The sequence below is a fragment of the Saccharothrix ecbatanensis genome (assembly GCF_014205015.1).
In the GTDB taxonomy this organism is placed as follows: domain Bacteria; phylum Actinomycetota; class Actinomycetes; order Mycobacteriales; family Pseudonocardiaceae; genus Actinosynnema; species Actinosynnema ecbatanense.
In genome coordinates this window covers 3,751,887-3,776,144 of record NZ_JACHMO010000001.1, presented here as the reverse complement: position 1 = coordinate 3,776,144, position 24,258 = coordinate 3,751,887, and the positions used below count along the sequence as shown (strand labels likewise).

General features: G+C 68.8%; 20 protein-coding genes and 1 pseudogene. 13 read left to right on the top strand and 8 right to left on the bottom strand.

The genetic code is table 11. The annotated features are described in order from the left end of the window. Positions 1 to 141: 141 nt before the first annotated feature. Complete coding sequence (locus F4560_RS15855; protein ID WP_184920823.1) at positions 142 to 1,164, top strand: DUF6236 family protein; 1,023 nt, start codon at positions 142 to 144, stop codon at positions 1,162 to 1,164. A gap of 340 nt (positions 1,165 to 1,504) precedes the next feature. Here F4560_RS15855 and F4560_RS15850 read toward each other — a convergent pair whose 3' ends face one another. Further along, a complete protein-coding gene (locus tag F4560_RS15850) occupies positions 1,505 to 2,251 on the bottom strand; it encodes a hypothetical protein (RefSeq protein ID WP_184920821.1) in 747 nt (248 codons plus the stop codon). 101 nt (positions 2,252 to 2,352) lie between these two features. On the opposite strand from F4560_RS15850, the gene F4560_RS15845 reads away from it, so the two are divergent. Continuing rightward, positions 2,353 to 2,646, top strand: coding sequence for a hypothetical protein (locus F4560_RS15845; RefSeq protein WP_184920819.1), 294 nt, complete (start codon positions 2,353 to 2,355; stop codon positions 2,644 to 2,646). Between the two features lie 801 nt (positions 2,647 to 3,447). Next, entirely contained in the window at positions 3,448 to 3,579 is a 132-nt protein-coding gene (locus F4560_RS45600; RefSeq protein ID WP_281391919.1) for a hypothetical protein, read from the top strand. A gap of 153 nt (positions 3,580 to 3,732) precedes the next feature. Here the strand turns inward: F4560_RS45600 and F4560_RS15840 are convergent, their stop codons facing one another. From F4560_RS15840 to F4560_RS15830, 3 genes are all read right to left on the bottom strand, one after another. Next, positions 3,733 to 6,381 (bottom strand): SEL1-like repeat protein, encoded by a 2,649-nt coding sequence (locus F4560_RS15840; RefSeq protein WP_184920817.1) that lies wholly within the window; start codon positions 6,379 to 6,381, stop codon positions 3,733 to 3,735. 392 nt (positions 6,382 to 6,773) lie between these two features. Further along, a complete protein-coding gene (locus tag F4560_RS46635; RefSeq protein ID WP_376775424.1) occupies positions 6,774 to 6,935 on the bottom strand; it encodes a pentapeptide repeat-containing protein in 162 nt (53 codons plus the stop codon). A 145-nt stretch (positions 6,936 to 7,080) separates the two neighbouring features. Beyond that, entirely contained in the window at positions 7,081 to 7,293 is a 213-nt protein-coding gene (locus tag F4560_RS15830; protein ID WP_184920816.1) for a hypothetical protein, read from the bottom strand. Between the two features lie 821 nt (positions 7,294 to 8,114). On the opposite strand from F4560_RS15830, the gene F4560_RS15825 reads away from it, so the two are divergent. Continuing rightward, complete coding sequence (locus F4560_RS15825; protein ID WP_184920814.1) at positions 8,115 to 8,411, top strand: hypothetical protein; 297 nt, start codon at positions 8,115 to 8,117, stop codon at positions 8,409 to 8,411. 110 nt (positions 8,412 to 8,521) lie between these two features. On the opposite strand, the gene F4560_RS15820 is transcribed toward F4560_RS15825, so the two are convergent. Beyond that, positions 8,522 to 10,807 (bottom strand): LuxR C-terminal-related transcriptional regulator, encoded by a 2,286-nt coding sequence (locus F4560_RS15820; RefSeq protein WP_184920812.1) that lies wholly within the window; start codon positions 10,805 to 10,807, stop codon positions 8,522 to 8,524. Positions 10,808 to 10,909: 102 nt separating this feature from the next. On the opposite strand from F4560_RS15820, the gene F4560_RS15815 reads away from it, so the two are divergent. The 8 genes from F4560_RS15815 to F4560_RS15780 all read left to right on the top strand — a co-directional run bounded on the left by F4560_RS15815 (position 10,910) and on the right by F4560_RS15780 (position 22,474). After that, positions 10,910 to 11,230 carry a hypothetical protein gene (locus F4560_RS15815; RefSeq protein ID WP_184920810.1) on the top strand — a complete coding sequence of 107 codons (321 nt, stop codon included), beginning with the start codon at positions 10,910 to 10,912 and terminating at the stop codon, positions 11,228 to 11,230. Then, positions 11,175 to 11,624, top strand: coding sequence for a hypothetical protein (locus F4560_RS15810; RefSeq protein ID WP_184920808.1), 450 nt, complete (start codon positions 11,175 to 11,177; stop codon positions 11,622 to 11,624). The genes F4560_RS15815 and F4560_RS15810 overlap by 56 nt, the downstream gene beginning before the upstream one ends. 465 nt (positions 11,625 to 12,089) lie before the next feature. Next, entirely contained in the window at positions 12,090 to 13,448 is a 1,359-nt protein-coding gene (locus tag F4560_RS15805; RefSeq protein WP_221483512.1) for a lysine N(6)-hydroxylase/L-ornithine N(5)-oxygenase family protein, read from the top strand. Positions 13,449 to 13,462: 14 nt separating this feature from the next. Further along, entirely contained in the window at positions 13,463 to 14,845 is a 1,383-nt protein-coding gene (locus F4560_RS15800; protein WP_184920804.1) for an aspartate aminotransferase family protein, read from the top strand. Further along, complete coding sequence (locus F4560_RS15795) at positions 14,842 to 15,720, top strand: homoserine O-acetyltransferase/O-succinyltransferase family protein (RefSeq protein ID WP_184920802.1); 879 nt, start codon at positions 14,842 to 14,844, stop codon at positions 15,718 to 15,720. The genes F4560_RS15800 and F4560_RS15795 overlap by 4 nt, the downstream gene beginning before the upstream one ends. Next, complete coding sequence (locus tag F4560_RS15790) at positions 15,717 to 17,039, top strand: aspartate kinase (RefSeq protein ID WP_184920801.1); 1,323 nt, start codon at positions 15,717 to 15,719, stop codon at positions 17,037 to 17,039. The genes F4560_RS15795 and F4560_RS15790 overlap by 4 nt, the downstream gene beginning before the upstream one ends. Further along, the gene (locus tag F4560_RS15785) at positions 17,032 to 18,387 is read left to right on the top strand and encodes an MFS transporter (RefSeq protein ID WP_184920800.1); all 1,356 of its coding nucleotides are present in this window, start codon (positions 17,032 to 17,034) and stop codon (positions 18,385 to 18,387) included. The genes F4560_RS15790 and F4560_RS15785 overlap by 8 nt, the downstream gene beginning before the upstream one ends. Then, positions 18,377 to 22,474 (top strand): non-ribosomal peptide synthetase, encoded by a 4,098-nt coding sequence (locus F4560_RS15780; RefSeq protein ID WP_184920799.1) that lies wholly within the window; start codon positions 18,377 to 18,379, stop codon positions 22,472 to 22,474. Before F4560_RS15785 ends, F4560_RS15780 begins: the two co-directional genes overlap by 11 nt. 252 nt (positions 22,475 to 22,726) lie before the next feature. On the opposite strand, the gene F4560_RS15775 is transcribed toward F4560_RS15780, so the two are convergent. Both F4560_RS15775 and F4560_RS46630 read right to left on the bottom strand, forming a co-directional pair. Next, entirely contained in the window at positions 22,727 to 23,143 is a 417-nt protein-coding gene (locus tag F4560_RS15775) for a recombinase zinc ribbon domain-containing protein (protein WP_246478463.1), read from the bottom strand. Positions 23,144 to 23,167: 24 nt separating this feature from the next. After that, positions 23,168 to 23,344, bottom strand: a pseudogene (locus F4560_RS46630) (hypothetical protein); the annotation flags it as partial. Here F4560_RS46630 and F4560_RS15770 point away from each other — a divergent pair. Continuing rightward, positions 23,280 to 23,636 (top strand): hypothetical protein, encoded by a 357-nt coding sequence (locus tag F4560_RS15770; protein WP_184920797.1) that lies wholly within the window; start codon positions 23,280 to 23,282, stop codon positions 23,634 to 23,636. The pseudogene F4560_RS46630 and the gene F4560_RS15770 sit on opposite strands and share 65 nt — an antisense overlap. 60 nt (positions 23,637 to 23,696) lie before the next feature. On the opposite strand, the gene F4560_RS15765 is transcribed toward F4560_RS15770, so the two are convergent. Continuing rightward, positions 23,697 to 24,191 carry a hypothetical protein gene (locus F4560_RS15765; RefSeq protein WP_184920796.1) on the bottom strand — a complete coding sequence of 165 codons (495 nt, stop codon included), beginning with the start codon at positions 24,189 to 24,191 and terminating at the stop codon, positions 23,697 to 23,699. Positions 24,192 to 24,258: the final 67 nt, after the last annotated feature.

The following is a 24,258-nucleotide window of genomic DNA, read 5'->3' as shown; positions in this document are numbered from 1 at the left end:
TTCACCACAACCACACGTTCCGCCGAAGGCCCATCGGCGAAGTTCTTCAACGACCCATCCGAGTGATCCATCCCGGGTAGGGAGGCGGACGTACGGGAACTCCGCGCAGGACGGCGTGGCGTTGGCTACACTCGCGTGCCCATGGCAGGGATCTTGTACTACCCGTTCATCGAGCCGCCGCGGCACGTGTTGGTGCAGGCGTTGCTCTACAGTGATGAGTTGGCCCCGATCGTGCCTCCCGAGTACGACCACGACGTGTCGTCGCGTTGGTGGCCGAAGACCGCGGACGAGCAGTTGCCGCACTTCTACACCCCGGTGCCGTTCCTGCGTCATGACGATTACCGCGACCCGTGGGAATCCAAGCTGCCGAGTCCGGCGCTGCCGGGAGTGTCGATATACACGATGCTGGATCACCTCACCCAGGTCATCGACCAGGTGCCGGCCGATGACCTGGTCGTTCCGCACCATGCGGCTGCCCGGTCACGGACCGACTCCTGGCTGGTGACCGACAAGGTCGGTCCCCGCCTCAGAGACTGGCTCCTTGAGCGCAACCTGGCCCGGCAGGACGCGTTCGTGCTCAGAGTCGCTCCCGTCGTACAGCACTTGGTCCTGGCGACCATGGCCCGCTACATCGGCTCCATACGACCCGACTTGCGCCCCTACACCGACCGGCGCAGCGCCCACGAACTGGCCACCACTCCCGTCTACGGCGAACGCGGTCACGGCGTGCTGCTCGACCTCGCCGACATGCTGCCGGTACCCGGCGACGACATCCCGTTGCCCCAGATCATCGAGTTTCGGCTGAGGCACGCCGACGAACGGCAACGCCTGGTCGACAGCATCGAAAAGCTGCTCGCCTCACTGCGCCTCACAACGCCCGATCGTGAAGCCGCAGTGGACCGGCTCAGGCCCGAACTGAAGGAGGCGCTGGAAGACTGGCGTGGAGCCGGACGCGGTCTGCTGTCGAAAACCCGGCGCCAGATCTCGGCGGTGGTCGCCACCGCCACCGCCACCGCGGGCGCGGCACTCCCGGAATGGGCGTGGCTGACGAACCTCTTGGCCTCAGTGGGTGTCAACCTCGCCACCGCACCCGCGTCCGCATCTGTCGCCCCGTCGATCGACGTCGCCTACCTGCACCGGCTGAATCGAGCGGTCAACCGGTAGGGCGAGCGCGTGGGAAAGCTCGTGGAATACTGCGGTGCTGCGGATTCCGGTTACGTGGACCGGATCACACCCGTTGTTCCGGACGACATCCTGGTGGATCGAACCGATCTGGTCGGCGATCCGGTGTTCTGAGCGCCGTTCCTCATATCGACCGGCGGTGCCGACTCCGCGGCGGCGGCGCTCGACGTCGACCCCGCAGACCTGAGCGCCCTGTACGACGGCCTGAACGACCAGGTTCAGTCCCTACCGAAGCTGGGTCAGTTCACCTGAGACGTCTGCGCATGTCGAGCGGCGCGGAAGCAGGGTGCTGTCCTAACGTTCGCCCGGGGCTGTAGGCGAACTACGGGATGATCGCCTGCGTGGTCTGCGTCGCTTGCTTGCGACGGAAGGGCCACATGCCCCTACTGCTGGGCGACAACTGCTCATCCTGCCACCTCTCCCACAGCATGTCGGCGGCGTCCAGCTCCAGGGCGAAGTTGTGCCAGGTCTTCCAGTAGTCGTCGAGACCTAGCGGAGGGCGTACTTCCATCTCACCGTTGATCATCGCGCAGAGCCACTGGCTCTGACTCATCGCGCGGGAGTACTGGTGGGCGATCGCAATGGCACCTTCGCTGCTAAGTCTCACGGTCGCCTCGAACAACTCGCGATGCAGCTCTCGGGCCTGGTCGGCTTTCTCCCGGGTCGGCAGTTCCGACTCTCCTCCTCGTGGGGCAGTGAGCGTGCTGCTTAGGCGGTGCCCGAGGACCTTCGCATCCTGGTAGACCGTTCGTGCTCGATCGACCCGTTGCGCGACCGCTTGACGTTGGAACTGGTGGTCCTGCGACCGGCGGGTGAGCCGTGCGCCGACGATGACGCCGATGATCGAGCCGAGGCCGACCGCCTTGACCCACTCCAAGACCGCAGACATAAGCAGAACGTACGCCAGGGCCAGGGTGAGGCGGTGAGGTCTGGAGATTGCGCCGGTACGGTCTCGTCCACGCCATTGGGAGGTGCGGATGACGGTGCCTGCCGACATGCACCAGCACGTGTCGATCCTGCGGTGGAGCGCGCTCGGCGTGATCGTGGTCGGCGAGCTGACCCTGATCATGAGGCCGCTGCTGTCGACGCCGTTCGGCTGGCTGATGAGGCAGAGCGCGGACTGGTGGGGAGCGGCCGGGCAGTGCCGGTGCTCTTGGCAGCTTCGCCGCCGTGGTCGTCGCCCTGGCGATCGCCAGGCGCGGCGCGCGGGACTCCGCCCGGATCGCCGAGCAGGGCGCTCGCGAGGTCGAGGCACGGGAACGGCGGCGGCAGCGTGCCGTGGCCATGCTCGTGCGCGGGGAGTTCGGCTTGTTCCAAGGCATCGACCAGGTGGCAGTGATCAACAGCAGCTCGTCACCTGTGGTCGAAGTGCAGATTGAAGAGGTCAAGGGGTACCCGCTCGTCCCAGTCGAGCCTCCCTCCGGCCGGTGGCCGGTGCGGCCGGTCGTGTCGCCTCGCGATTAGGCGTCGGTGCCAGCGCAGGACGGTGGCCGGTGTCACCAACCGCTGCTCGCGCAGCCGACGGGGGAGTCGGCGCATCAACGCGGCGAGCACCGCACGATCGGACCACTCCCAGCCGCGGGCGGGGAGTGGTCCGGCGCAGCACGGCGATCTCGTGTCGCAGCACCAGCAGTTCGACGTCCTTGGCCGCGAAGGACCGGCCGAGAAGCACGAGCCACTCGCCGAGTCGAACGAAGATCAGGTAAAGCAGTCGTAACGCCATGCCCGGGGATCATGCCTCCGCTGGGCATGGTGCACGATTCCGCAGCTCACCCGCCCGATGCAGAGTTCTGGCACCCCACAGGTTCACTCAGGCGATACGTGCCCGTCCCACTACCCGTGTTCACCGTCACTGTCCACGGCGGGACCCGACAGAGGATGCCCTGCCGGAACAAAGTCGAGTCGATGACGATCGCAAGGGCGGGACCACTTCGTCTACCTAGCGGACGAGTCCGCATCCCCGGGGGGAAGTCCGTCCATTCCATCTCGACTTTCAGGAATGGCCGATGAGGACACCGTTTGGACTCCGTGGCATCAGGGGCCTAGGTGTCCACCAGCCGTTGGCTGTCCATCCCGCCATCCGGACTCATCCGACAACCACCCCAACTCGCCGACCCCGCCACATCTGCCGACCAGGCCCGACACCCTCACGCTCGAGCAACGCCCGGTCCGGCTCGTCCGGACTCGTCCTTGCCTGATCTCACTTCCTGCACGGTGGACATGAGCCGGCTCACCCCCGTTCGTCCACCACACCGGGAGACCACCATGTCCGCCACCCCCGCACCCCGTCCGCGCCGCGGCCGCTGGACCCGGCTCGTTCTGATCGCCGCAGCAGTGCGCGGTGCCTGCGCCGGAGCCGCCCGCTCGTTGCTCGACCGACTCCTCGAACTGCTCTGACCCGTCACCGATCAGGATGTTTTTCGCCCCGGCGGGCCGGACCGGGCTCTGCTCGACACCTCGGGCGCCGAGAGATGCGACGCTGGGTGTCGCCTGTCCGCCAAGGGCAGGCGACATCCGGCAGGCATCGGAACAGCGTGCGCTGCGTGGTCCTCACCAAGGTGCCGATACCGAGCCGTCCGGTTCCAGCCCGAACCGCACGAGCCGATCCCATGTCTCGTGTCCGCTGTTCCTCTCCGCGAAGTCGATCACGCCGTAAGCGTTGCCGCTGTCCGCGACGCGACGAAGAAGTTCCATGGCAGCGATGCGGTCCCCGTCCTGTTCGCGCATCTCGGCCAGCTGGATCAACGCCTGGTAATAACCCTTGTCGCCAGCCTGAAGCAGAAGCTCCTCGGCTCCGGCACGATCACCGGCCTGGACGCGCATCTCCGCCAGCAGTGAGGGCGCTCCCGGATGGCCGGCATCGGCAGCACGACGAAGTAGCAGCTCGGCTTCGGCCCGGTCACCGGTCTGCTCCCGCGTCCCGGCCAGCAGGACCAGGGCGTGGACGTCACCACTGTCAGCGGCGCGCAGGTAGACGGCCTCCGCTTCGGCACGACCGCCGATCTGCCCACGGAGTCTCGCCAGGTGCGTCAACGCGTAGGGGGTGCCTGTGTCGGCGGCCTGGCGAAGGAGTTCCTCGGCCCCTGCTCGGTCACCGGCTTCGAGTCGCATCTCGACCAGTCGGGGCAGGGCCATCGGGTGATCCGCGTCGGCCGCGCGATGGAGAAGCCGCTCGGCCTCAGTGCGATCACCGGCCTGAATACACATGTCCGCCAACTCCATCATCGCCCAGCCGTTGCCGGTGTCGGCGACAGTACGAAGCAGTTGCTCGGCCTCGGCACGATCACCAGCCTGAATGAGCATCGCCCCCAATTCGGACATCGCCCAGTAGTGGCCGCTGTCGGCGCCGGCGCGAAGCAGTTGCTCGGCCTCGGCACGATCACCAGCCTGAACGCGCATCTGCGCCAACTCGACCCGAGCCGGTGGATGGCCCGCATCAACGGCACGACGGAGCAGCACTTCGGCCCCGGCGTGGTCGCCTGCCTGTTCCCGTATTCGGGCCAATCGCGTCAACGCGTAGGCGTCACCTGCGGCGGCAGCGTGGCGGAAATGTCTCTCGGCGCCAGCACGGTCTCCGGCCCGTTCACGTGCGTCTGCCGCGAGGATCAGCGCCGTGGTCCTGTCTCTGTCCGCGGCTCGACGCCAGAGCATGTCGGCGATGTGCAGACGGTGCCGCACATGGGCTGTCTTTGCGAGTCGGGCATGGTCCTCGGCAGTGGCGGCGTGTTGGTGGACAGCGTCCCAGAAGCCCTGTGGCGGGCACAGGTCGTCGCGGGTGCGTCGACCGTGCTGGTCGAGGTAGTCCTCCAGACGAACATGGTCGACGATCGGCTGTCCGGGAGTCACCGGTGGCCGGTGTAGCGCACGCGCTGCGGCGATGCGAGGTGCGGTGAGCTCGTCCAGGGCGGTGGTGAACCAGTCCTGATCGGCAAGATGCCGCTGTTGCTCGTAGGGGTCGAGATAGTCGGGTGCGGCGTGATGGAGCAGGTCCAGTGGCAGCCACTCGCTGTGGCCCAGGCGCCGGGCGTCCATCGCCGCGCTCAGCACCGCCAACGCCGTGGTGGAGGCGGTGGCGTAGTAGTCCAGCAACCCAGGTACACCGGCCAGGAACTGCGTCACCGGCACGCGCTGCCGTCCTGCGGCGCCGGATCGCGTCGACAAGGTGATCGTGTCGATGTCTGCGGCTTGGGCTGCGTTTCGCAGCCGCGGGTCTTCGCTGGCACGCGCGGCGTCCAACTCCTGGCTGGTGAATGCCTCGGGAACCCGGATCGTGTGTCCGGTCAGCAGCGCACGGGCGTCGGCGAACAGGTCGGCCTGGCCTGCTGCCGGGCGGCGCATGATCTGGTCGAGGTAGGACGGCCACAGCGTGCCGAGCACCAGCACCGGGGTCTGCGCCGGGTCCGTCAGCAGGGTACGCAGTCCGGCGGCGATGGCCTGGGCGGTGTCCCGGTCCGGTTCGATCAGGTACCGCTGGGCTTCGTTGAGCCATACCACTGTGCCCGGCTCCACTTGGGCCAGTTCGTCGAGGAACCGGCGCGGGAGCTGTGGGGTCAATGGCGGCCACACCCGCCACCCCGTCTTGGCAAGGCTGCGCTCGGTGTCCCGCCGCCCCGAGATGCCACCAGGCCGGCCGGTACGCGGAACAGGACGGTGCAGGGCCTCGAACAGAGCCCGGGTCTTACCCGAGGACGAGTCGCTGACCAGCACCACGATCCCCGACCGCGCCGGTACACCCAGGGCCGCCTCGACCAGGTCGTCAAGCTCGCGATCGTGGGGCCGTGCGATGTAATGGGGCAGCGCGTCCGGATTCTCACCGGCCGCCGGAAGCGCCCGGTGAACTTCCAGCTCACCCGCACCTACCTCGGTGATCACCCGACCGGGCGGACGATGGATGGCGGCGGTTTCCCACAGACGGCGCATCCGCTCGATCTCCGGATGCCCTCGCACCACCGGCACCACCTCCGGCACCGGATGCGCGTGCAGCAGAGCGGCGGCCACCGCAGTCACCTTCCGTACATCAGCGGGAACGACCGGATCACTCAGAATGGAGCGGATGGTCTCCACCGACATTTCGGTCGCCGTCGGATCCGAGACCTCCTCGCCTTCCGCCAACTCCCCGATTCGCGCCCGGATGCGGTCCAGCGTGATCGGGAACGCTGATAAGTACAGCCCGTACAGGGCACCCTTCAGCTCCGCCAACGGTCCCGGCACCACCACAGGCGGCGAGACCCTACGCGGCCGTGCCGCACCATCCGAACTCATCTCATGATGATCCCGCCCTTGTCCACCATTCCCACCAGGATCGGCTTCAGGTCGCTGCGGTCGGTAACTGTCAGGGCCTGGAAAGGCGACGCGGACCGGAGTCGGGTGTGCTACCAGGACGCGCCCGCTGGCGTCCGCGGGATTGGAGCTGGTCCTCGCGACGACGACGGCGAACACCGGGCGAGGCTGACCGAGGTGTGGTCGGTGTCGTTGTTGTCGGAGGCAGATGGGCCGACTCGGGTACGGCCCGCACGACGGACCCAGCGCGTCGTCTTGCCCTGGACACGCGATCATGTGGTGTGGCCACTCACCGGGAGACCAACGTGCGGCTACCGGTGTGCCCCTTCCAGCAACGCGCGATACAGGAGCGTCGACCCCAGTTCCGCCTCTTCGAGGCGAGCCTCTACAAGATCGGAATCTGAGAGGTAGGCGCTGTGGAAATCGGTTCCACGAAGGTCAGCGCCTTTGAGCTGTAACGCTCCGAGGGCCAGATCGTGCAGGTCGACCCGTCCTCGCTCCTATCCGGGCCGCTACCACGCAGCCACCTCGGGCGGCACCCGACTTATGGGCACTGGCACCGGCCTTGTGGGATCGGTCCGGCGTTGGTTGGGCCGCAGGCGTCCGCGTTCGTGCGGATCACCTGTTCGGCGGCGAGACCACGGCCCAGCTGCGGATCGGCCCCGTGGTGGTCCTGCCGCCCGCCCCCGAGCTGCCACCGGTCGTCCTCCCCGTCGACCGGGCCCGGCGTGCGAGGGCGCGGTTGGGGTGTGCTCCGGCGTCGACGAGTCGGTAGCCGTACGGTGGCCGGCCACCGAGGTAACGGCCCTGCTCGACAGTCTGCGTGCGCATGGCAATCGTGACCCGATGTCGGGATCGCACGATCTCGGCCCCTGCGAGCGGGCCGCGAGGACGGTCAGCAGCGCCTCGTGCAGAGAACTGCCGAACCGCACGACACCACCAGCCTCCGGCAGCCACAACTGCACACCGTGCTGTTCGAGCACGACACGCAGGGTGTCGAGTTGGGGCGATGGCGCGGAGCAAGGCCGCTGCCTGGGGACGTTGGGGCCAGGGCACCTGGCGGGAGCAGGCGGTCTCGAAGTACTCGCCGACGATCGTGCCGTGCCCGTCGACGAGCCGTGGGCGACGTCGAACTGCCACGCCCTGGAGGTGCGCGGATCCTGGTGCTCGGCGGTGGAGGCCCGACCGTAGAACAGGAACTTCAACACCCCAGTCGGGGCGGCATCCAGGGCGGGAATGCCCGGTGGGACGGTGGCGGCGATCCACTCGGCCAGCGTCGCGGGGCGTGAAGGGGTGGACACGGTCATGTGCGGTCGGTCCTCGGCGTCGGAGAGGTGATGTGTGTCGAGGTGACGCGGCACCACCACCGTGGTGACGGCGCCTCATGCTGGATTCACCCGCAGAGAGCAGTTGGCGACAGCGGTACCCGTAGGCATCGTCCGCCATTCGGGCAACACGCTGCGACGGCCCGCCCAGTCCGCACTCCTTCCGCCCGCTCCGCACTCCTTCATCTTCCATAGGGAAGAAGAAGGGCCCCTTCGTGTGCGCACGGACGGGACATCACTCGACTGGGTTGACCCGACTTGACTCAAAAAGAGGCCTGACTCTGTTTACCGATACGCACCAAATGCATACAGGGAGTAGCGAATGGGTTGACGCGGCGAAGGACGCAGCCCAGCCACATCGAGGGTTACTTCCAGGTCACCGAGGATCGCAACGGGGAGAACACGTGGCAGCCACGTTGGAAGACACCGGCGCAGCGCCAGCCCTTCGGGGCTGGCGAGGATCGCAACGCCAAGGGTGGCCAGGTCTACGGGCCGACCCTGGGGCAGCGCCAGCCCTTCGCCGCCACCGCCCTCAACCTGATCCGCCTGGACGCATGGTGGAACGGCTCATCACCCAGACAGCGGAGCACCAGCCACCTCGCCAGACTCCACCTCACCGCATAGCCGATTTGGGCGTCAGAGTCCCACAGGCAAGGCGCCGGCCTGCGAGCGGACAGGTCGACGCGCACAGCGTCGCGGTCGCCCGGGGATGCACAGCCGCGGCCTGCGAGCGGTCACCCCAGCGCGCTCTGCGCCGCCATCCAGATGGCGACCTGGGTTCGCGAGGTGAAGCCGAGCTTGGTCAGGATGTTGCGGACATGACTCTCGACCGTGCGCTCGGAGATGAACAGCCGGGCGCCGATCTCCTTGTTGCTCAGACCTTCGGGCACAAGCCGCGCGACATCGAGTTCACGTCGGCTGAGGATGCCAGAGCTCGATTCGGCCACTGGTGCTGTGGCAGCGGGCGCGCGCAGCGCGAGCCGTACCGCAGCGTCCCGGCTCAGTTGCCGGCCGGTCTGGTAGGCCGAGTCGAACGCCGCCGCACCGAGCGCTGCGGTGGCTGACCGGGTGGCCTGGGCCAGCGCCGGCGCCATGCTCGGGAGGACAGTGGCCCCGATCTCGGCACGCAGGTTCTCCATCGCACCGAGAAGTTCCGCGGCCGGCTGCGGCCTGCGTTCGGCTGCGGCGCAGCACCCGAGCGCACCGAGGAGGTAGCACTGCGCCACCCGGTCGTCGATCTGGTGGGCGATCCGCAACCCTTCGGCGAGCCACACCTCGGCATCCCGCAGGGCACCCGACCGGAGCGCCGCGTAGCCCTGGTTCATCAACATCATGCCGAGGCTGTAGAGGTCGCCTGCCTCGCGGCTGAGCCGGACGCCTTCGGCGGCCGCTGCCGTGGCCGCGGCGAAGTCGCCATCGGCGAGGCTTTTCAGTGCCTGAGCCTGATACGTCATGAGGGTGGCACCCAAATCGTCCAGCGTGCCGGCGACGGTCCGGGACTCATCGAGAAGTCGTTGTGCGGACGCCCGGTCGCCACGCCCGGTCGCCGCGATCGACGCCATGGCAAGGGTTTGCGACAGCGCGTCCGGCAGTCCGGCCACGCGGGCAGCGGTCACGCCACGATCGAGCGCGCGTGTCGCCGCGTTCGGATCGTTCTGGACCACGCCCAGGAAGCCCCGCGCGAAATACGTCCAGGGATCGGCGACCGGCCTGGCCAGCAACTCGTCGAGCCAGCGCACGCCCTCGGTGGTCGCCCGGGTGATCCAGTACCAGATCAGGTCCGTCGCCACGCCGACCGCGCGGCGGAGGTCGTCGCGGTCGATGCTCGTTCGCAAGACGGCCCGGATGTTGTCGATCTCCAGGTCCACCCACGCCAGCGACGGCAGCAGCCGGTACCGACCGGTCGCGGCGAGCTGCCGACACCGGGACAGGTAGTAGTCGGCGCAGCGCAGCTCCACGGCGTCCGCGTCGCCGGACTCGCGCAGCTTGCGCCGCGCGTACTCCCGCATCGTTTCGGGCAGCCGGTAGCAGGCAAGCCCGGCGGCGTCCTCCTTGACCAGCAACGACTTGTCGAGCAACGCCGACAGCAGGTCCAGCGCTCGCGCCGCCGGCAGGTCGTCGGAGCAGCAGACGGCCTCCACGTCGTCGACCGTGTATCGGCCGGCGAACACGCACAGCCGCATCAACAACGTCTGCTCGGCCGGCGTGAGCAGGTTGTAGCTCCAATCGATCGCGGTGTGCAGCGTCTGGTGGCGCGGGAGCGCCGCCCGGTTGCCGCCGGTGAGCAGCTCGAACCGGTCGCTCAACCGGTCCCGGATCTGGTCCGGGCTCAGCGCACGGGTCCGCACCGCCGCCAGTTCGATGGCCAGCGGCAGCCCGTCCAGCCGCCGGCACACGTCGACCACGGCGGCCCGGTTCGCCTCGGTCAGCTCGAAGCGACCCGTCGCCTCGGCAGCCCGCTCGACGAACAGCCGGACCGCGTCGTTCAAGCTCGTCCGGGCGAGCGATTCGGCGTGTGGCGACGGGAGATCCAGCGGCGGCACCGGCAGCACGTGCTCACCCGCCACGGACAGCGGTTCCCGGCTGGTCGCGACCACGCGTACGCCGGGCGCCGCTCGGAGCACGTCATCGACCATCCGCGCTGTCGCGTCGAGCAGATGCTCGCAGTTGTCGAGCACCAGCAACAGTTCCTTGTCCCGCAGGTACGACCGCAGCAGATTCACCGGCTCGGTCGCGGCCTGGTCACGCAGGTCGAGCGCTGCCATCACCGCATTGGTGACCAGCGCCGGGTCACGCACGTTGGCCAGCTCCACCAGCCAGGCGCCCCCGGGGAATCCTCGCCCGAGATCGGTGGCGATACGGACCGCCAGGCGGGTCTTGCCCACACCACCCGGACCGACCAGGCTGACCAGACGCGCGGCGGTCAGCTTCCTCCTGACCTCGGCCAACTCGTCACGGCGGCCGACGAAACTCGGCGCCTCGGCAGGCAGGTTACCGAACCGCTGGGCGCGCTTGGCCATGTTCCGAAGGTACTACGGCCGCCACTGATTTGATCTTGCCTGGTCAGGTTCGGTACTGACTCAGTACTGCCACCGATGGCCGCACCCTGCACCGTCCCTACCGTGGCGGACATGCCAGCGCAACTCCCTGTCCAGCGGGTCGAGGTCAGCTTCGTCGGCGCACCACCGGTGGCGCGGATCGAGCGGGCGTCGGGCGTCAGCAAGGTCGAGCGGGACGGTTCGATCGTGCGCTGCCTGGTCGCTGGCAGCTTTCAGCCGTTCCTCGAGGCGCTGCGCGGCCACGAAGTGGTCACCCTGCGATCGACGTGGTCACCCTGCGATCGACGCCGCCAGCCGCCGCACCACCACAACTCGACGGAGACATCCGATGAAACCTGCAACGACCAACCCGTCCCCAGAGCTCAGCCCTCCACCGCGCGGTGAGTTGCCGCTGTGGCGCCTGCACCTGCTGCGGCTGGGGTACCTGGTACTCGGCGGCGGCCTGGCGGTGTACAGGTGGCCCGACCTCTTCAACCACGACCGACCATGGCCGTTGATGAGCAGTGTGGTCACCTGCATGCTGGTGGCGATGTCCATCCTCGCCTTCTTCGGACTGCGGTATCCGGTACAGATGCTGCCGGTCCTGCTGTTCGAGGTGGCCTGGAAATTGACCTGGCTCGTAGCCGTCGCGCTGCCGCTGTGGCTGAACCAGCAGATGGACCCGGACACCTGGGCGTCGGCCATGGAGATCCTCTGGGTCGTCGTCATCCTGGCCGTGGTTCCTTGGCGGTACGTCTTCTCGAACTTCCTGGTCAGACGCGGCGACCGGTGGCGCTAGGCGAGAGCGGACATGGGGACGCCGTCCGGTCGGTCTGCGCTCCGACGAGCGAGTGCGCTGCTGACGGGGTGTTATGGGCACCTCGCAGGACTCTGTTCCCCAATTGAGTATGCGCTGGTCACGGTCGGTTCCTAAGGCGTGATCGGCCGGTGGATGCGGACCGCGGTGGGGTTCGCGTCGGCGGTAGGGGTGCGGGGCAGACCGGGATCTCGCCCATCAACTGGGAAGCGAAATTCTAGTCGACATCGCCAGAAAATCTGCGGATGTTATTCGTGATTCGCCCGGCAGAGGAGTCGAGAGACGGGCCGTATACGCGTGTGCCGATGCCTCGTCTCCGATAGCTGTGAATCACTCACAGCCAAGCCCGATGGTCGCCATTCGGAAACTCACAATGAAGGGTGTTGACGGAAAGTTATGTCGAACGAGGGGAGCGGTCCCGGTGCGGACGTTCTGGGGGTCCGACTCGTGGACGTTGATCCATCCGATGTTCTTGACCTGGTCTGCGTCGGGTTCGGACCGGCGAACATCGCGCTTGCGGTGGCCCTGGACGAGCTGTGGCCCGCAGCCAGGGTCAAATTCTTAGAGCGGTCGTCGGTCACCCACTGGCAGCCGGGGATGCTGCTGGATGGCGCGGACATCCAGAACAGCCCGATCCGGGACCTGGTGACGCCGCGCAACCCGCGCAGCCGCTACACCTTCACCAATTACCTGCACGAGAACGGCAGACTGTTCAAGCACCTGAACCTGCCCAGCCACTTCCCGCTGCGCAAGGAGTTCGCCCGCTACATCCAGTGGGTCGCCGAGCAGGTGCCCGCCGATGTGGAGTACGACCGCGACGTCGACGGCGTCAGCGTGGTCCGGACCTCCGGCGGGCAGCGCCTGGTCGAGTCCCGTACGGCCGACGGCCGGGTCTGCCACGCCCGCTCGATCGTCGTGGCGCCCGGCCGCACGGCCAACATCCCGCCCGTGTTCCGGCACCTGGACACGCCCTCGGTGTTCCACACCTCCACCTACCTCAACGGCATCGCCGGTCTGGACCACGACTACACCGGCACGATCGCGGTGGTCGGCGCCAGCCAGAGTTCGGCCGAGGTGGTGCTGGACCTGGTGGGCCGGCTGCCCAAGGCCAAGATCGTCAACGTGATGTCCGGCTACGGCTACCGCCTCAAGGACACCAGCCCGTTCTCTGAGGAGGTGTACTTCCCGGAGTTCGTCTCGTACTACTTCAACGCTTCGCCCGAGGGCAAGCAGCGGCTGCGCGACCAGCTCCGGCCGACGAACTACTCTTCCGCGGATCGCGACGTCATCGACGCGCTCTACATGCGCATCCACGAGGACGAGCTGGATGGCCGCAGCCGGCTGACCATGCGGACCAACCGCCGCATCGACGGCGCGCGCGTCGACGGCGACCGCGTCGTGCTGGAGATGGTCGAGCAGATCACCGGTGAGCACGACGCGCTGCCCGTGGACCGGCTCATTCTCGCCACCGGCTACCGCGACCTGGGTGTGCACGAGCGGGAGGAGCAGCTGCCGCCGCTGCTGGCCGACCTCGCGGGCATCCTGCGGGTGGACGACCAGCTCGGCCTGTCGGTCGCGTTCGACTACCGCGTCGAGGCCGCCTCCAGCGCCCGCGGCATCCCGCCGATCTACATCAACGGGCTGTGCGAGACCACGCACGGCCTCGGCGACGCCGGTTCGTTCAGCCTGCTCGCGCTGCGGTCCAAGGAGATCGTGCAGAGCGTGCGCCGCGCACTCACCGCCGATGCCGGCACCCTCGTCGACCACTCCTACGCGCTCGCGGTCCCCGCGGGCTCGACGCGCTGAGGGAGGGCAGGACGATGACCACGATCGACGTTTCCGAGTCCGCCGTCGAGCAGGACCTGTCCGTCCCCGGCCCGCTGGGCCGCGTGCTGCTGGAGAGCCAGGCGGCGAACGAGTCCAACGCGCGCACCTACCCGCGCAAACTGCCGGTGGCGATCGACCGGGCCTCCGGCTCGTACATCACCGACGTGGACGGCCGGGTCTACATCGACTTCCTGTCCGGCGCGGGTGTGCTGGCCCTGGGCCACAACCACCCCGAGCTGATCGCCACCGTGCAGGAGCAGCTGACCAGACTGACCCACGGCCTGGACTTCCCGACGCCGGTGCGCGAGGAGTTCAAGCGCCGCCAGCTCTCGATGCTCCCGGAGAGCATCAGGGACGACATGAAGATCCACTTCTGCGGGCCGACCGGCGGCGACGGCGTGGAGGCCGCGGTCAAGCTGTGCAAGAAGGCCACCGGCCGCGGCGGCGTGATCGCCTTCCAGGGCTCCTACCACGGGTCCTCGCACGCCGCGATGTCGCTCACGTCGGAGACCCAGCCCAAGGAAGGGCTGCACAACCTACTGCCCGGCGTGCATTTCGCGCCGTTCGCCTACTGCCACCGCTGCCCACTGAACCTCAAGCCGGACAGCTGCGGCACCCGTTGCGGGCAGCTGCTGACCAACACCCTGCGGGACACCCACGGCGGTGTGCCCAAGCCCGCCGCGATCATCCTGGAGCTGGTCCAGGGCGAGGGCGGCTCGATCCCGGCGCCGGTCGAGTTCGTGCGCGAGATCGCCCGCGAGGCCAAGGCGCAGGACATCCCGCTGATCGTGGACGAGGTGCAGACCGGCTGCGGTCGCACCGGCACCTGGTTCGCGTTCGAGCAGTACGGGATCGAGCCCGACGTGATCATCGCCTCCAAGGGCCTGTCGGGCATGGGCCTGCCGGTGTCGATCATCCTTTACAACAAGCGGCTGGACACCTGGACGCCGGGCAGCCACATCGGCACCTTCCGCGGCAACAACCTCGCGTTCGCCAGCGGCGTGACCTACCTGGACGTGCTGGAGCGGGAGCACCTGCTGGACAACGTCCGGACCAGGGGCGAACAGCTGCTGGACGGGCTGCGGGCCGCGGCACTGGGGTCGAGCATCGTCGACGACGTGCGCGGGCTCGGGCTGATGATCGGCGTCGAGATGCGCGGCTTCGGCGGCGCGACCTCGTCGGAGGTGGCGCTGCGGTTGCAGCGGGCCGCGCTGCGCCGCGGTCTGATCCTGGAGATCGGCGGGCGCGAGGACTGCGTCGTCCGGCTGCTGCCGCCGTTGAACATCACCGAGCACACCGCGGGCGAGGCGTTGGCCGTCATCACGGCCGCCCTGCGCTCTGTGGAGGAAGACCTGACGGAGGTTGTCGCGCAATGACCTCGCACCTGCCCAGGCCACACCTGCCCCACGTGCGCCCGGCCGCCCTGCACCAGCCACCGCGCATCGGGATCGCCAACCTGATGCCGCACGCCGAGCAGTTCGCCGGGATGTTGCTGCCGCAGTTCGCTGCGGCGGCGCCGTTCGAACCGGTGATGATCAGGATGCGCGACCGGCGGTACTCGCTGGACTCCCCCCAGTACATCGAGCGGCTCTACGTGCCGATCGAGGACGCGGGCGAACTCGACGCGATCATCATCACCGGTGCCGCGGTCGAGCACCTGCCGTTCTCCGAGGTGCGCTACCTGGACGAGATCGCGGACATGATCCGCCCGCTCGCGGAGCGCGACGTTCCGGTGCTCGGCCTGTGCTGGGGCGCCCTGGCGGTCGGGCACCTGCTGCTGGGCCTGTCCTCGGCGATCTACGAGCAGAAGGTGTCCGGCGCCTACGAGACCGACCTGCTGGTCGGCGACCACGTGATCGGCAAAGGCCTGGACGACCGGTTTTGGACCGCGCACAGCCGTTACGCGGGCTTCGACGAGTCCACTGTGGATACCGCAGTCGTCGAGGGGCGGCTGCGGGTCCTCGCCCGGGCGGGCAGCCCGGCGGATACGGTGATCGCCGAGTCGGTGGACCACACCGCGTTGATGCACATCGGGCACCCGGAGTACGAGGGTTCCCGGCTGGCCGACGAGTACAAGCGCGACGTCGGCAAGGGCCTGCCCAACGTGCTGCCGCCGGCCAACGTCGACCTCGGCCAGCCGGTGTGCCAGTGGCGCAGCGCCAGCCGGGTCTTCTTCGCCAACTGGGTGGAGTTGGTCTACGAGCGCGCGATCGCCCGGCAGTCCCACGCCTCGGCCGCGGTCGGCGGGTGAACGCGGTGTCCGTGGTCGACGACGCGGTGCTGCGCGCCGAACTGCCGTTGCCGCCCGCCCGTCGACTGGTCGGCCCGGTCGACGGGGGCGGTTCGCCGCCGCAGCGCGTGGTGTGGAAGTTCGGCGGCACGTCGGTCGGCGACGTCGACCGGCTGCGCGCCGTCGCGGCCCGACTGGTCGCGGCCAAGCGTGAGGGCAAGCAGGTGGTGGCCGTGCTGTCCGCGATGGGCGGCTCCACCGACGACCTGGTCGGGTTGGCCATGGAACTCTCCGCCGAACCCGACCCCCGTGAGCTGGACGCGCTGCTGTCGGTCGGCGAGTCGATCTCCTGCGCGCTGGCCGCCATCGCGGTGCGGGAACTGGGCGAGCGTGCCGTGTCACTGTCGGGTCCGCAGGCGGGCGTGTGCACCGATGACGCGCACGGCAGCGCCCGTCTGCTCCAGATCGACCCGCGGCGGATCGTCGAGGCGCTGGAGCAGGACGCGATCGTCCTGGTGACCGGGTTCCAGGGCGTGTCCGACCGGGGCGACGTCACCACCCTCGGCCGGGGCGGCTCCGACGCCTCGGCCGTGGCGCTGGCGGCAGCGCTGGGCGTGCGGGAGTGCGACATCTTCACCGACGTCTCCGGCGTGTTCACCGCCGACCCGAGGGTGGTGGCCGGGGCGCGGATGCTCCCCTCGGTCAGCCACGACGAGATGCTGCAACTCGCCGACGCGGGCGCGAAGGTGCTCCAGACGCGGGCCGTCGCACTGGCGGCGGCGCACGGCATCGACATCCACGTGCGGTCGAGCTTCACGTTCGACCCGGGCACGTGGGTGCGTCGCGGGTCGCCGATGCTGGAGGAGCCGCACGTGTGCGGCGTGGCGCACATCCACCACGACCCGATCTACACCGTCACGGGCGTTTCCCCCGCCGCGGTGTCGGCCGCGTTGGCGCAGCGGGAGGTGGCGATCGGCTCGATCTTCCGCGACGCCGACGCGGTGCGGTTCACCGCACCCGACACGCCCGCACCGCAGCTGGTGTCCGCGCTGGCCGAAGTGGGCGGAGAGGTCGCGGTGCGCGCGGAGCTGGGCAGCGTGAGCGTCGTGAGCGCGATGGGGGCCAACCGCTCCGAGGTCATCGCCACCGCGCTCACCGCCCTGGAGCGCAACGGGATCGACGTGCACCTGCTCGCCCGCACACCGAATCGGGTCACCTGCCACGTGCTGGCCACCAACGTGGACCGCGCGGCGCAGGCGCTGCACGACGCGTTCACCCTGCACGAGTTCGAACACAACGAGGAGGTGACGAGTGCCGTGACGGCACCGACCCATGCCTGACGCACCCACCGCGGCACCGAGCGGTCTGCTGCGCGACCGGGACTTCGTGAAGTTCTGGAGCGGTGAGACCGTGTCGCTGGTCGGCGCCCAGGTCAGCGAACTGAGCTTGATGCTCGTGGCCGTGGTGACCTTGCAGGCCAGCGCGTTCGAGATCGGGTTGTTCAACGTCGCGCGCTTCACCCCGTACGCGGCGTTGTCGCTGTTCGTGGGCGTGTGGTTCGACCGACACCGGCGCAAGCCGGTGCTGGTCGCCAGCAACCTGTGCCGCGCCGCGCTGATCGCGGTTGTGCCGCTGGCCGCGGTCGGCGGAATCCTGACCATGGAGCTGATCTACGTCGTGGCCCTGCTGCTGGGGCTGCTGACGGTGATGTTCGACGTGGGCTCGCTGTCCTACGTCCCGGGCCTGGTGGAACGACGCCACCTGGCCGAGGCGAACAGCAAGATCCAGATCAGTTACTCCATCGCCGGGATCGGCGGCCCCGGCCTGGCAGGGTTGCTGATCGGGGTGCTCACCGCGCCGATCGCGCTGGTGATCACCACGTTCTCGTACCTCGTCTCCGCGGTCACGCTGGTGTCGATCCGCAAACCGGAACCGCCGCCCGCCGTGCCCGCCGAGAAGACCCCGGTCCTCACTTCGATCGGCGAAGGCCTGCGCGCGGTGTTCGGCAACCGCATCCTGCGCAACCTCGCCACTCAGTCGGCCACGTTCAACCTGTTCGAGAACGTGGTCGTCACGCTGTTCGCCATCTACGCCGTGCGGGAGCTGGGCCTGAACTCCGCCCAGCTCGGCCTCGTCATCGGCGCGGGCGCGATCGGAGCCCTGATCGGCGCGGTGCTCACGCCGCGCGTGACCCGCCGGCTCCGCCTTGGCCGCACCCTGGCCGTCACCACGCTCGTCGCCTGCACCTCGCCGTTCCTCCTGCTCATCGCGACCGGCACGCAGCCGTGGTCGCTCGCGGTGCTCGCAGTGGGGCTGGGCCTGCACGGCGCGACACTGGCGATGTTCAACGTCAACGCGCTGACCCTGCGCCAGTCGGTCACGCCGAGCGGCCTGCTGGGCCGGATGAACGCCAGCTACCGGCTCCTGCTGTTCGGCACCATCCCGCTCGGCGCGCTGCTGGGCGGCGTGCTGGCGTCCGCCTTCGGGCTCCGGCTCGGCCTCACCATCGGCGTGGTCGGCCTCGCCCTGCCCACCATCTGGCTGCTGTTCTCCCCGGTGTTCGCGCTCCCCGCGATCCCGGACTCGCCACCAGAAGACGAAAACCCCATCGACAAACAACCCCCGGTCCGGGACAGCGAGCCCGACGGAACGGTACGGAAGGATCGGGAAGACGGTCATGTTGTCTGATTCGCAGCGCGCATCCCTGGTCGCGCGGCTCCGCAAGGGCAGGGCGGACGCGGCGGTGGGGATCCCTCGGCGGCCCGAGGGCCTGACGCACATCCCGTTGTCGTACGGCCAGCAGCAGTTGTGGTTCATCGACCACCTCGCGCCCGACCAGTCCACCTACAACATCGCGGGCGCCCTGTGGCTGGAGGGCGCGTTGGACGTCGACGCGCTCGGCCGCGCCGTGGACCGGCTGCCGGCCCGGCACGAGATCCTGCGCACCAGGCTGGTCGCGGTGGACGGCCTGCCCCGCCAGGTGATCGACCAGGCCGCGCCGCGCGGTCTGGCGGTGGTCGACCTGACCTGCCTGGACCAGCAGGCGCGGGACGCCGAGGTGAAGCGGTTGTTCGCCGAGGAGGGTGGCCGCACGTTCTCGCTGGCCGAAGGCCCGCTGGTGCGCACGACCCTGGTGCGCACCGCCGAGGACACCCACGCGCTGGTGATCGTCGTGCACCACACCGTCTTCGACGGGTGGTCCTTCGGCGTGCTGACCAACGAGCTGGTCGCCCTCTACGAGGCCGAGATCACCGGCGCCGAGGCCGCAGTGGAGGAGCTGGCGATCCAGTTCGCCGACTACGCGGTGTGGGAGCAGGAACGCCTCCAGGGGACCGTGCTCGACGACCTGGTCGGCTACTGGCAGAAGAAGCTGGCCGGGGTGGCCGGCCTCCAGCTGCCCACCGACCGGCCGCGACCCCTGGTGCAGACCTACGACGGCGGGGTCGAGGCCATCACCTTCGACAAGGAGCTGCTCGACGGCCTCAAGGCCATCAGCCGCACCGGCAACACCACGCTGTTCGTCGCCCTGATGGCGGCCTTCCAGGTGCTGCTGCACCGCTTCAGCGGCCAGGACGACGTCGTGGTCGGCACGGTGAGCGCCAACCGCAGCCGCAGCGAGTTGGCCCCGTTGATCGGCTACCTGGTCAACACCCTGGCCATCCGCTCCGACCTGTCCGGCGACCCGACGTTTCCGGACCTGCTGGACCAGGTGCGCACCACGGTGCTGGACGCCTACGCGCACCAGGACCTGCCGTTCGCCAAGTTGGTGGACGCGCTGCGGGTGCACCGCGACCCCAGCAGGCACCCGATCTTCCAGGTCGGGTTCACCCTGGCCGAGAGCTACGACACCGAGCTGCGGGCGCACGACCTGGTGGTGCGGCAGGAGGCGATCGAGGGCACGGCCGCCAAGTTCGACCTACTGCTGTCCGCAGTGGACTACGGCGACCACCTCGCCATCGGCGCGTCCTACGCCTCGGCGCTGTTCGACGGCGAGACGGTGCGCCGGCTGCTCGGCCACTTCGGCGTGCTGCTCGAGGGCATCGTGGCCGACGTGCAGCGGCCCCTGTCCAGGCTGCCGCTGCTGTCCGAGGCCGACCGCAGGCGCGAGATCGTCGAGTGGAACGACTCCGCCGCCGAGTACCCGTCCTGGGCGCTGCACGAGAAGTTCCAGGCGCAGGTCGCCGCCACACCCGACGGCAAGGCAGTGGAGCTGGCCGGTGAGGGCCTCACCTACACCGAGCTGAATGCTCGGGCCAACCAACTCGCACGGCGGCTGCGCGAGCTGGGCGCCGGCCCCGAGGTCCTGGTCGGCGTCTGCATGCAACGCTCGGTGGACCGCATGGTCGCGTTGATGGGCATCCTCAAGGCGGGCAGCGGTTACGTGCCGCTGGACCCCGAGTACCCGGCCGACCGGCTCGCGTTCATGGTCGAGGACGCGCACATGCCGATCGTGGTCACCGACGAGCTGAGCGCCGCCGCCGCACCCGCCGCCGAGCACGTCCTGGACGTGGACGGGCTGGGGGAGGAGCTGGCGGCCCTCGACGACAGCAACCCGGAGTACCTGGTCGACCCGGCCAACGTGGCATACGTGATCTACACGTCCGGTTCGACCGGCCGGCCCAAGGGGGTGGTGATCGAGCACCGGCAGGCGGTCAACTTCGCCACCGGCGAGATCGAGCACTGGCCGCTGGGCCCCGGCGACCGGGTGCTCCAGTTCGCGTCGTTGAACTTCGACGTGTCCGTGCTGGACATGTTCGGCGCGCTGCTGTCGGGTGCCACGCTGGTGCTGGGCCGCAGCGAGACGCTGCTGTCGCCGCCGCGGCTGGCCGAGCTGATCCGCGACGAGCACATCACCTTCATGTGCCTGCCGCCCGCGGTGCTCAACCTGCTGGCCGACGAGCAGTTCCCGGACCTGCGCGTGGTCATCGCGGGCGGTGAGGCGTTCTCCTCCGCCCTGGTGCAGAAGTGGGCGCGGCCGGGGATGCGGTTCATCAACGGGTACGGCCCCACCGAGACCACGGTCGGCGCGACCATGCTGGAGTGCACCGACAACGGCATCGACCCGCCGCCCATCGGCCTGCCGCTGCCCAATTACACCGCCTACGTGCTGGACCGCAACCTCGAACCGCTGCCGATCGGCGTGGCGGGCGAGCTGCACCTCGGTGGCGCCGGCGTGGCCCGCGGCTACCTCAACCGGCCGGAGCTGACCGAGGAGAAGTTCATCCCGGACCCGTTCAGCGACGTGCCCGGCGCGCGGCTGTACAAGACCGGCGACGTGGCGCGGCGCATGGCGGACGGCAACATCCAGTTCCTCGGCCGGTTCGACGACCAGGTCAAGATCCGCGGCCTGCGCGTGGAACTCGGCGAGATCGAGGCGGTGCTCGCGCTGCACCCGGACGTGTTGCAGGCCGCGATCGTGGTCCGCGAGGACCAGGCGGGCCAGAAGCAGCTCGTCGGCTACGCCCGGGTCGACCCGGACCGCACCGCGCCCACCCCGGCAGACCTGCGGCTGCACATGGCAGACCGGCTGCCGGGCTTCATGGTGCCGCAGTACGTGCTGGTGCTCGACAAGTTCCCGCTCAACGCCAACGGCAAGGTGGACCGCGGCAAGCTGCCCGCGCCCGAAGCCGGTGACGGCTCGGCGAACTACGCTCCGCCGCGCACCATCATCGAGGCGGTGCTGACCGACACGTTCGGCGACCTGCTGAAGCTGCCCCGGGTCGGCGTCGACGACAGCTTCTTCGACCTGGGCGGCAACTCGTTGCAGGCGATGCAGCTGGTCACCAGGCTGCGCTCCGAGCTGGCGGTCGACACCGACGTCACGGCGATCTTCCTGGCGCCCACGACCGCGCAGCTCGCGTCGGTCCTGCGGGAGAAGCACGGCCTGGAGGACGCGCCGCTGGACGAGGAAGACGGCGAGCTGGTCGTGGACGTGGACGTGGACCGGCTGGCGTCGGCCGCAGCGGGCTCGGGTCCGCTGGTCCGGCTCTCCGACGGCGCGGGCGCCCGCCCGCTGTACCTGATCCACGCCATCGGCGGCACGGTGTACGGCTACGTGTCGTTGGCCCGCGAACTCGCAGACGTCTACGAGGTGTGGGGCATCGAGGCCCAGGGCCTGCGCGCGGACGGCACACCGGTGGCGTCGCTGGACGCCATGGTCACCCGCTACACCGAGGTGATCAGGGCGGCTCAGCCGGCGGGACCGTACCGGCTGGGAGGGTGGTCGTTCGGCGGTTTGGTGGCGCTGAAGGTCGCCGAGCGGTTGCGTGAGGCGGGCGAGCAGGTCTCGTTCGTCGCGCTGATGGACGCCCCGTTCCAGGTGCACGAAGAGGTGACGCAGACCGAGGCCGAACTGGCCGGCTACTACGTCGCCGACGCCGCGCGAACCCTCGGTCCGAACGCCGCCGCCGCGCCCGACCCGGCGACCGCGAGCTCGGCCGAGCAGCTGCGGTGGCTGGCTGAGCAGCTGGCGAGGGGCAGCGACGACGCCGACGTGCTGGCGGACATGAACCGGCGGTTCGATGTCTACAAGGCGCACCTGCGCGCGATCGCGAACTACACGCCGTCGGTGATCGACGTGGAGACGGTGGTCGTCAACGCGGAGGAGTCGGCTGCGGACGCGGAGGCGTGGTCGCAGGCCCTGCCGAACGTGGTCCGCTCGGTGGTCGTCCCCGGCGACCACTACTCGTTCCTGCGGGCTCCCGGCGTGCTGGAGGTAGCGGCGACGTTGCGCGCCCTCGCCACGAGCGACGACCCGCAGCTCTCACGGGACTAGAGTCCGTTCGACTCGCTCGACCACCACACCGGCGAGGTGCGGAAGCAAACGTCCAGCCAATCGCGATCACACCCCGACCATGATCACAGGCCGACGATGCGCAGCAACGACTACCCCAACAACTTGATCACGCAACCAGCGACAGAACCCCGCCACTTATACCCCGAGAGTTAGCCGCGACAGTCTACTAGCTCGTCACGTACCTCGGGACGATGTCGTCGACCGAACTGTGGGAAATGATTTATCGCCGTTCTATGAACGTGAAACGCGTGACCTGGTCTGGGCGATGGGCCGTTGTCGGACGTGGACCGGACTTGGAGCGTGCGTGGCAGCGGGACGACAGAGGTCGCGGACGAGCCGGATGGTCTGCTCGGGTGTGGGTTCGGTGGCGATACCCGCGGCGGTGAGGTGTTGTCCGATGCGGGTGAGCAGGTGGTCCTCGCGCAGGTAGAGGTTGCGCGGCGTGTTCTCGGAGCGGGTGTGGGTGCTGGTGTGTCCGTGGCGGCAGCGGTAGGCGGGTCGGTCGTGGACGCGGTGGGAGTCCAACCGTCGGCCGCATAACCCGCACCGAAGCCTGCCGGATAAGGCGTAGACGTGTTTTCCGTGCTCGGTGTCGCGGTGCTCGGTGTCGACGGCCTGGGCGGTGAGGAAGTCGTGTTCGGACACCATTGGGGTGTGGGCGATGTCGGTGGAGACTGCCCAGTCGTGGTGGTCGTTGCGGACGCTGGCGCGCCGTCCCGAGGGGGAGCGTTGTGCGCGGTCGGTGCTGGTGCGGTTCCACACCTGGCGCCCGGTGTAGCGGGGGTTGCGCAAGGACCAGATCGGGACGCAAGGAGGTGGCCTCCTGCCGCAATCGGATCCCGGTGGCATCCAGCAGCCCGGCAGCCGCGAACACCCGATGTGCGGTCTCGGAGCGAACAGCGTGCGATTTCACACCGGACAGATCGATCACGAGATCCTCATCGAGCGGGATCAGCGGCGGCAGGCTCCCGTCGTCCCACCCTTCGGTCGGGTCTCCGACGACCAGCTCACCGTGCGCGGGATGGCACGACACCAGCACGTGGAAGCCCGACCGCTCCAGCTCGACGGTGATCTCCAGCCCCAACGCATCCTGGGAGATCTCCGGATCAACCAAAGTCAACATCCGACGCACGGCGGGTGATCCTTCCCCACCGAACACCAAGATCACATGCTACGACCGTCTCAACCTGCCCTCGGAGCCTCAGTCACCCAGGCCTTCGATGAAGGCGGTGTGACGTGGTGAGGAGGAGTCGAGCACGATGAAGACAGACCACGCCTGCGCGCTCTTCCCGTAGCGGTCATAAGTCTTATCGGGGTCGATCGGCCAGTCGTAGTCTTGCACCAACTGTGGCGAGAACGGCACGTTCTTACCCAACAGCGGTCGTTTTGCCGATGAGTCGACACGAGCGGACGCCAGGAATTCGTCGATGCAGTCGGCGGGGAAAGTGTACGTCAGGTAAAGGCCAGTTGACCTCGGCCCACCCGTGTCCGCGTACCGCAGGTCTGCAACGTCACAAGGCGGCAATTCCAACTCGAAGTGCCGCAGCAATTCCTCGAGCGAAGTGCTACCACTGTCCGGGTATTCTCGAGGATCACCGCCACAGGCGCCCGCGAACAGCACTGCCACCAACAGCAGGGAGAACGCGGAGAGCTTCCGACGACAGTCGCGTCGCGCCACCAACGACCAGAAGCTCATCCGCGCCCTTCCCTGCCCTGAGGTTCCGTCAGCACCTACCCCGATTACGAATCGGGTCATGCCTTGT

Excerpts from the sequence above, each read along its gene's own strand:
- F4560_RS15855 (WP_184920823.1), top strand. The coding sequence starts at position 142 with ATGGCAGGGATCTTGTACTACCCGTTCATCGAGCCGCCGCGGCACGTG.
- F4560_RS15850 (WP_184920821.1), bottom strand. The coding sequence starts at position 2,251 with ATGATCAGGGTCAGCTCGCCGACCACGATCACGCCGAGCGCGCTCCAC.
- F4560_RS45600 (WP_281391919.1), top strand. The coding sequence starts at position 3,448 with ATGTCCGCCACCCCCGCACCCCGTCCGCGCCGCGGCCGCTGGACCCGG.
- F4560_RS15830 (WP_184920816.1), bottom strand. The coding sequence starts at position 7,293 with ATGCGCACGCAGACTGTCGAGCAGGGCCGTTACCTCGGTGGCCGGCCA.
- F4560_RS15820 (WP_184920812.1), bottom strand. The coding sequence starts at position 10,807 with ATGGCCAAGCGCGCCCAGCGGTTCGGTAACCTGCCTGCCGAGGCGCCG.
- F4560_RS15810 (WP_184920808.1), top strand. The coding sequence starts at position 11,175 with ATGAAACCTGCAACGACCAACCCGTCCCCAGAGCTCAGCCCTCCACCG.
- F4560_RS15800 (WP_184920804.1), top strand. The coding sequence starts at position 13,463 with ATGACCACGATCGACGTTTCCGAGTCCGCCGTCGAGCAGGACCTGTCC.
- F4560_RS15795 (WP_184920802.1), top strand. The coding sequence starts at position 14,842 with ATGACCTCGCACCTGCCCAGGCCACACCTGCCCCACGTGCGCCCGGCC.
- F4560_RS15785 (WP_184920800.1), top strand. The coding sequence starts at position 17,032 with ATGCCTGACGCACCCACCGCGGCACCGAGCGGTCTGCTGCGCGACCGG.
- F4560_RS15780 (WP_184920799.1), top strand. The coding sequence starts at position 18,377 with ATGTTGTCTGATTCGCAGCGCGCATCCCTGGTCGCGCGGCTCCGCAAG.
- F4560_RS15775 (WP_246478463.1), bottom strand. The coding sequence starts at position 23,143 with ATGGTGTCCGAACACGACTTCCTCACCGCCCAGGCCGTCGACACCGAG.
- F4560_RS15765 (WP_184920796.1), bottom strand. The coding sequence starts at position 24,191 with ATGAGCTTCTGGTCGTTGGTGGCGCGACGCGACTGTCGTCGGAAGCTC.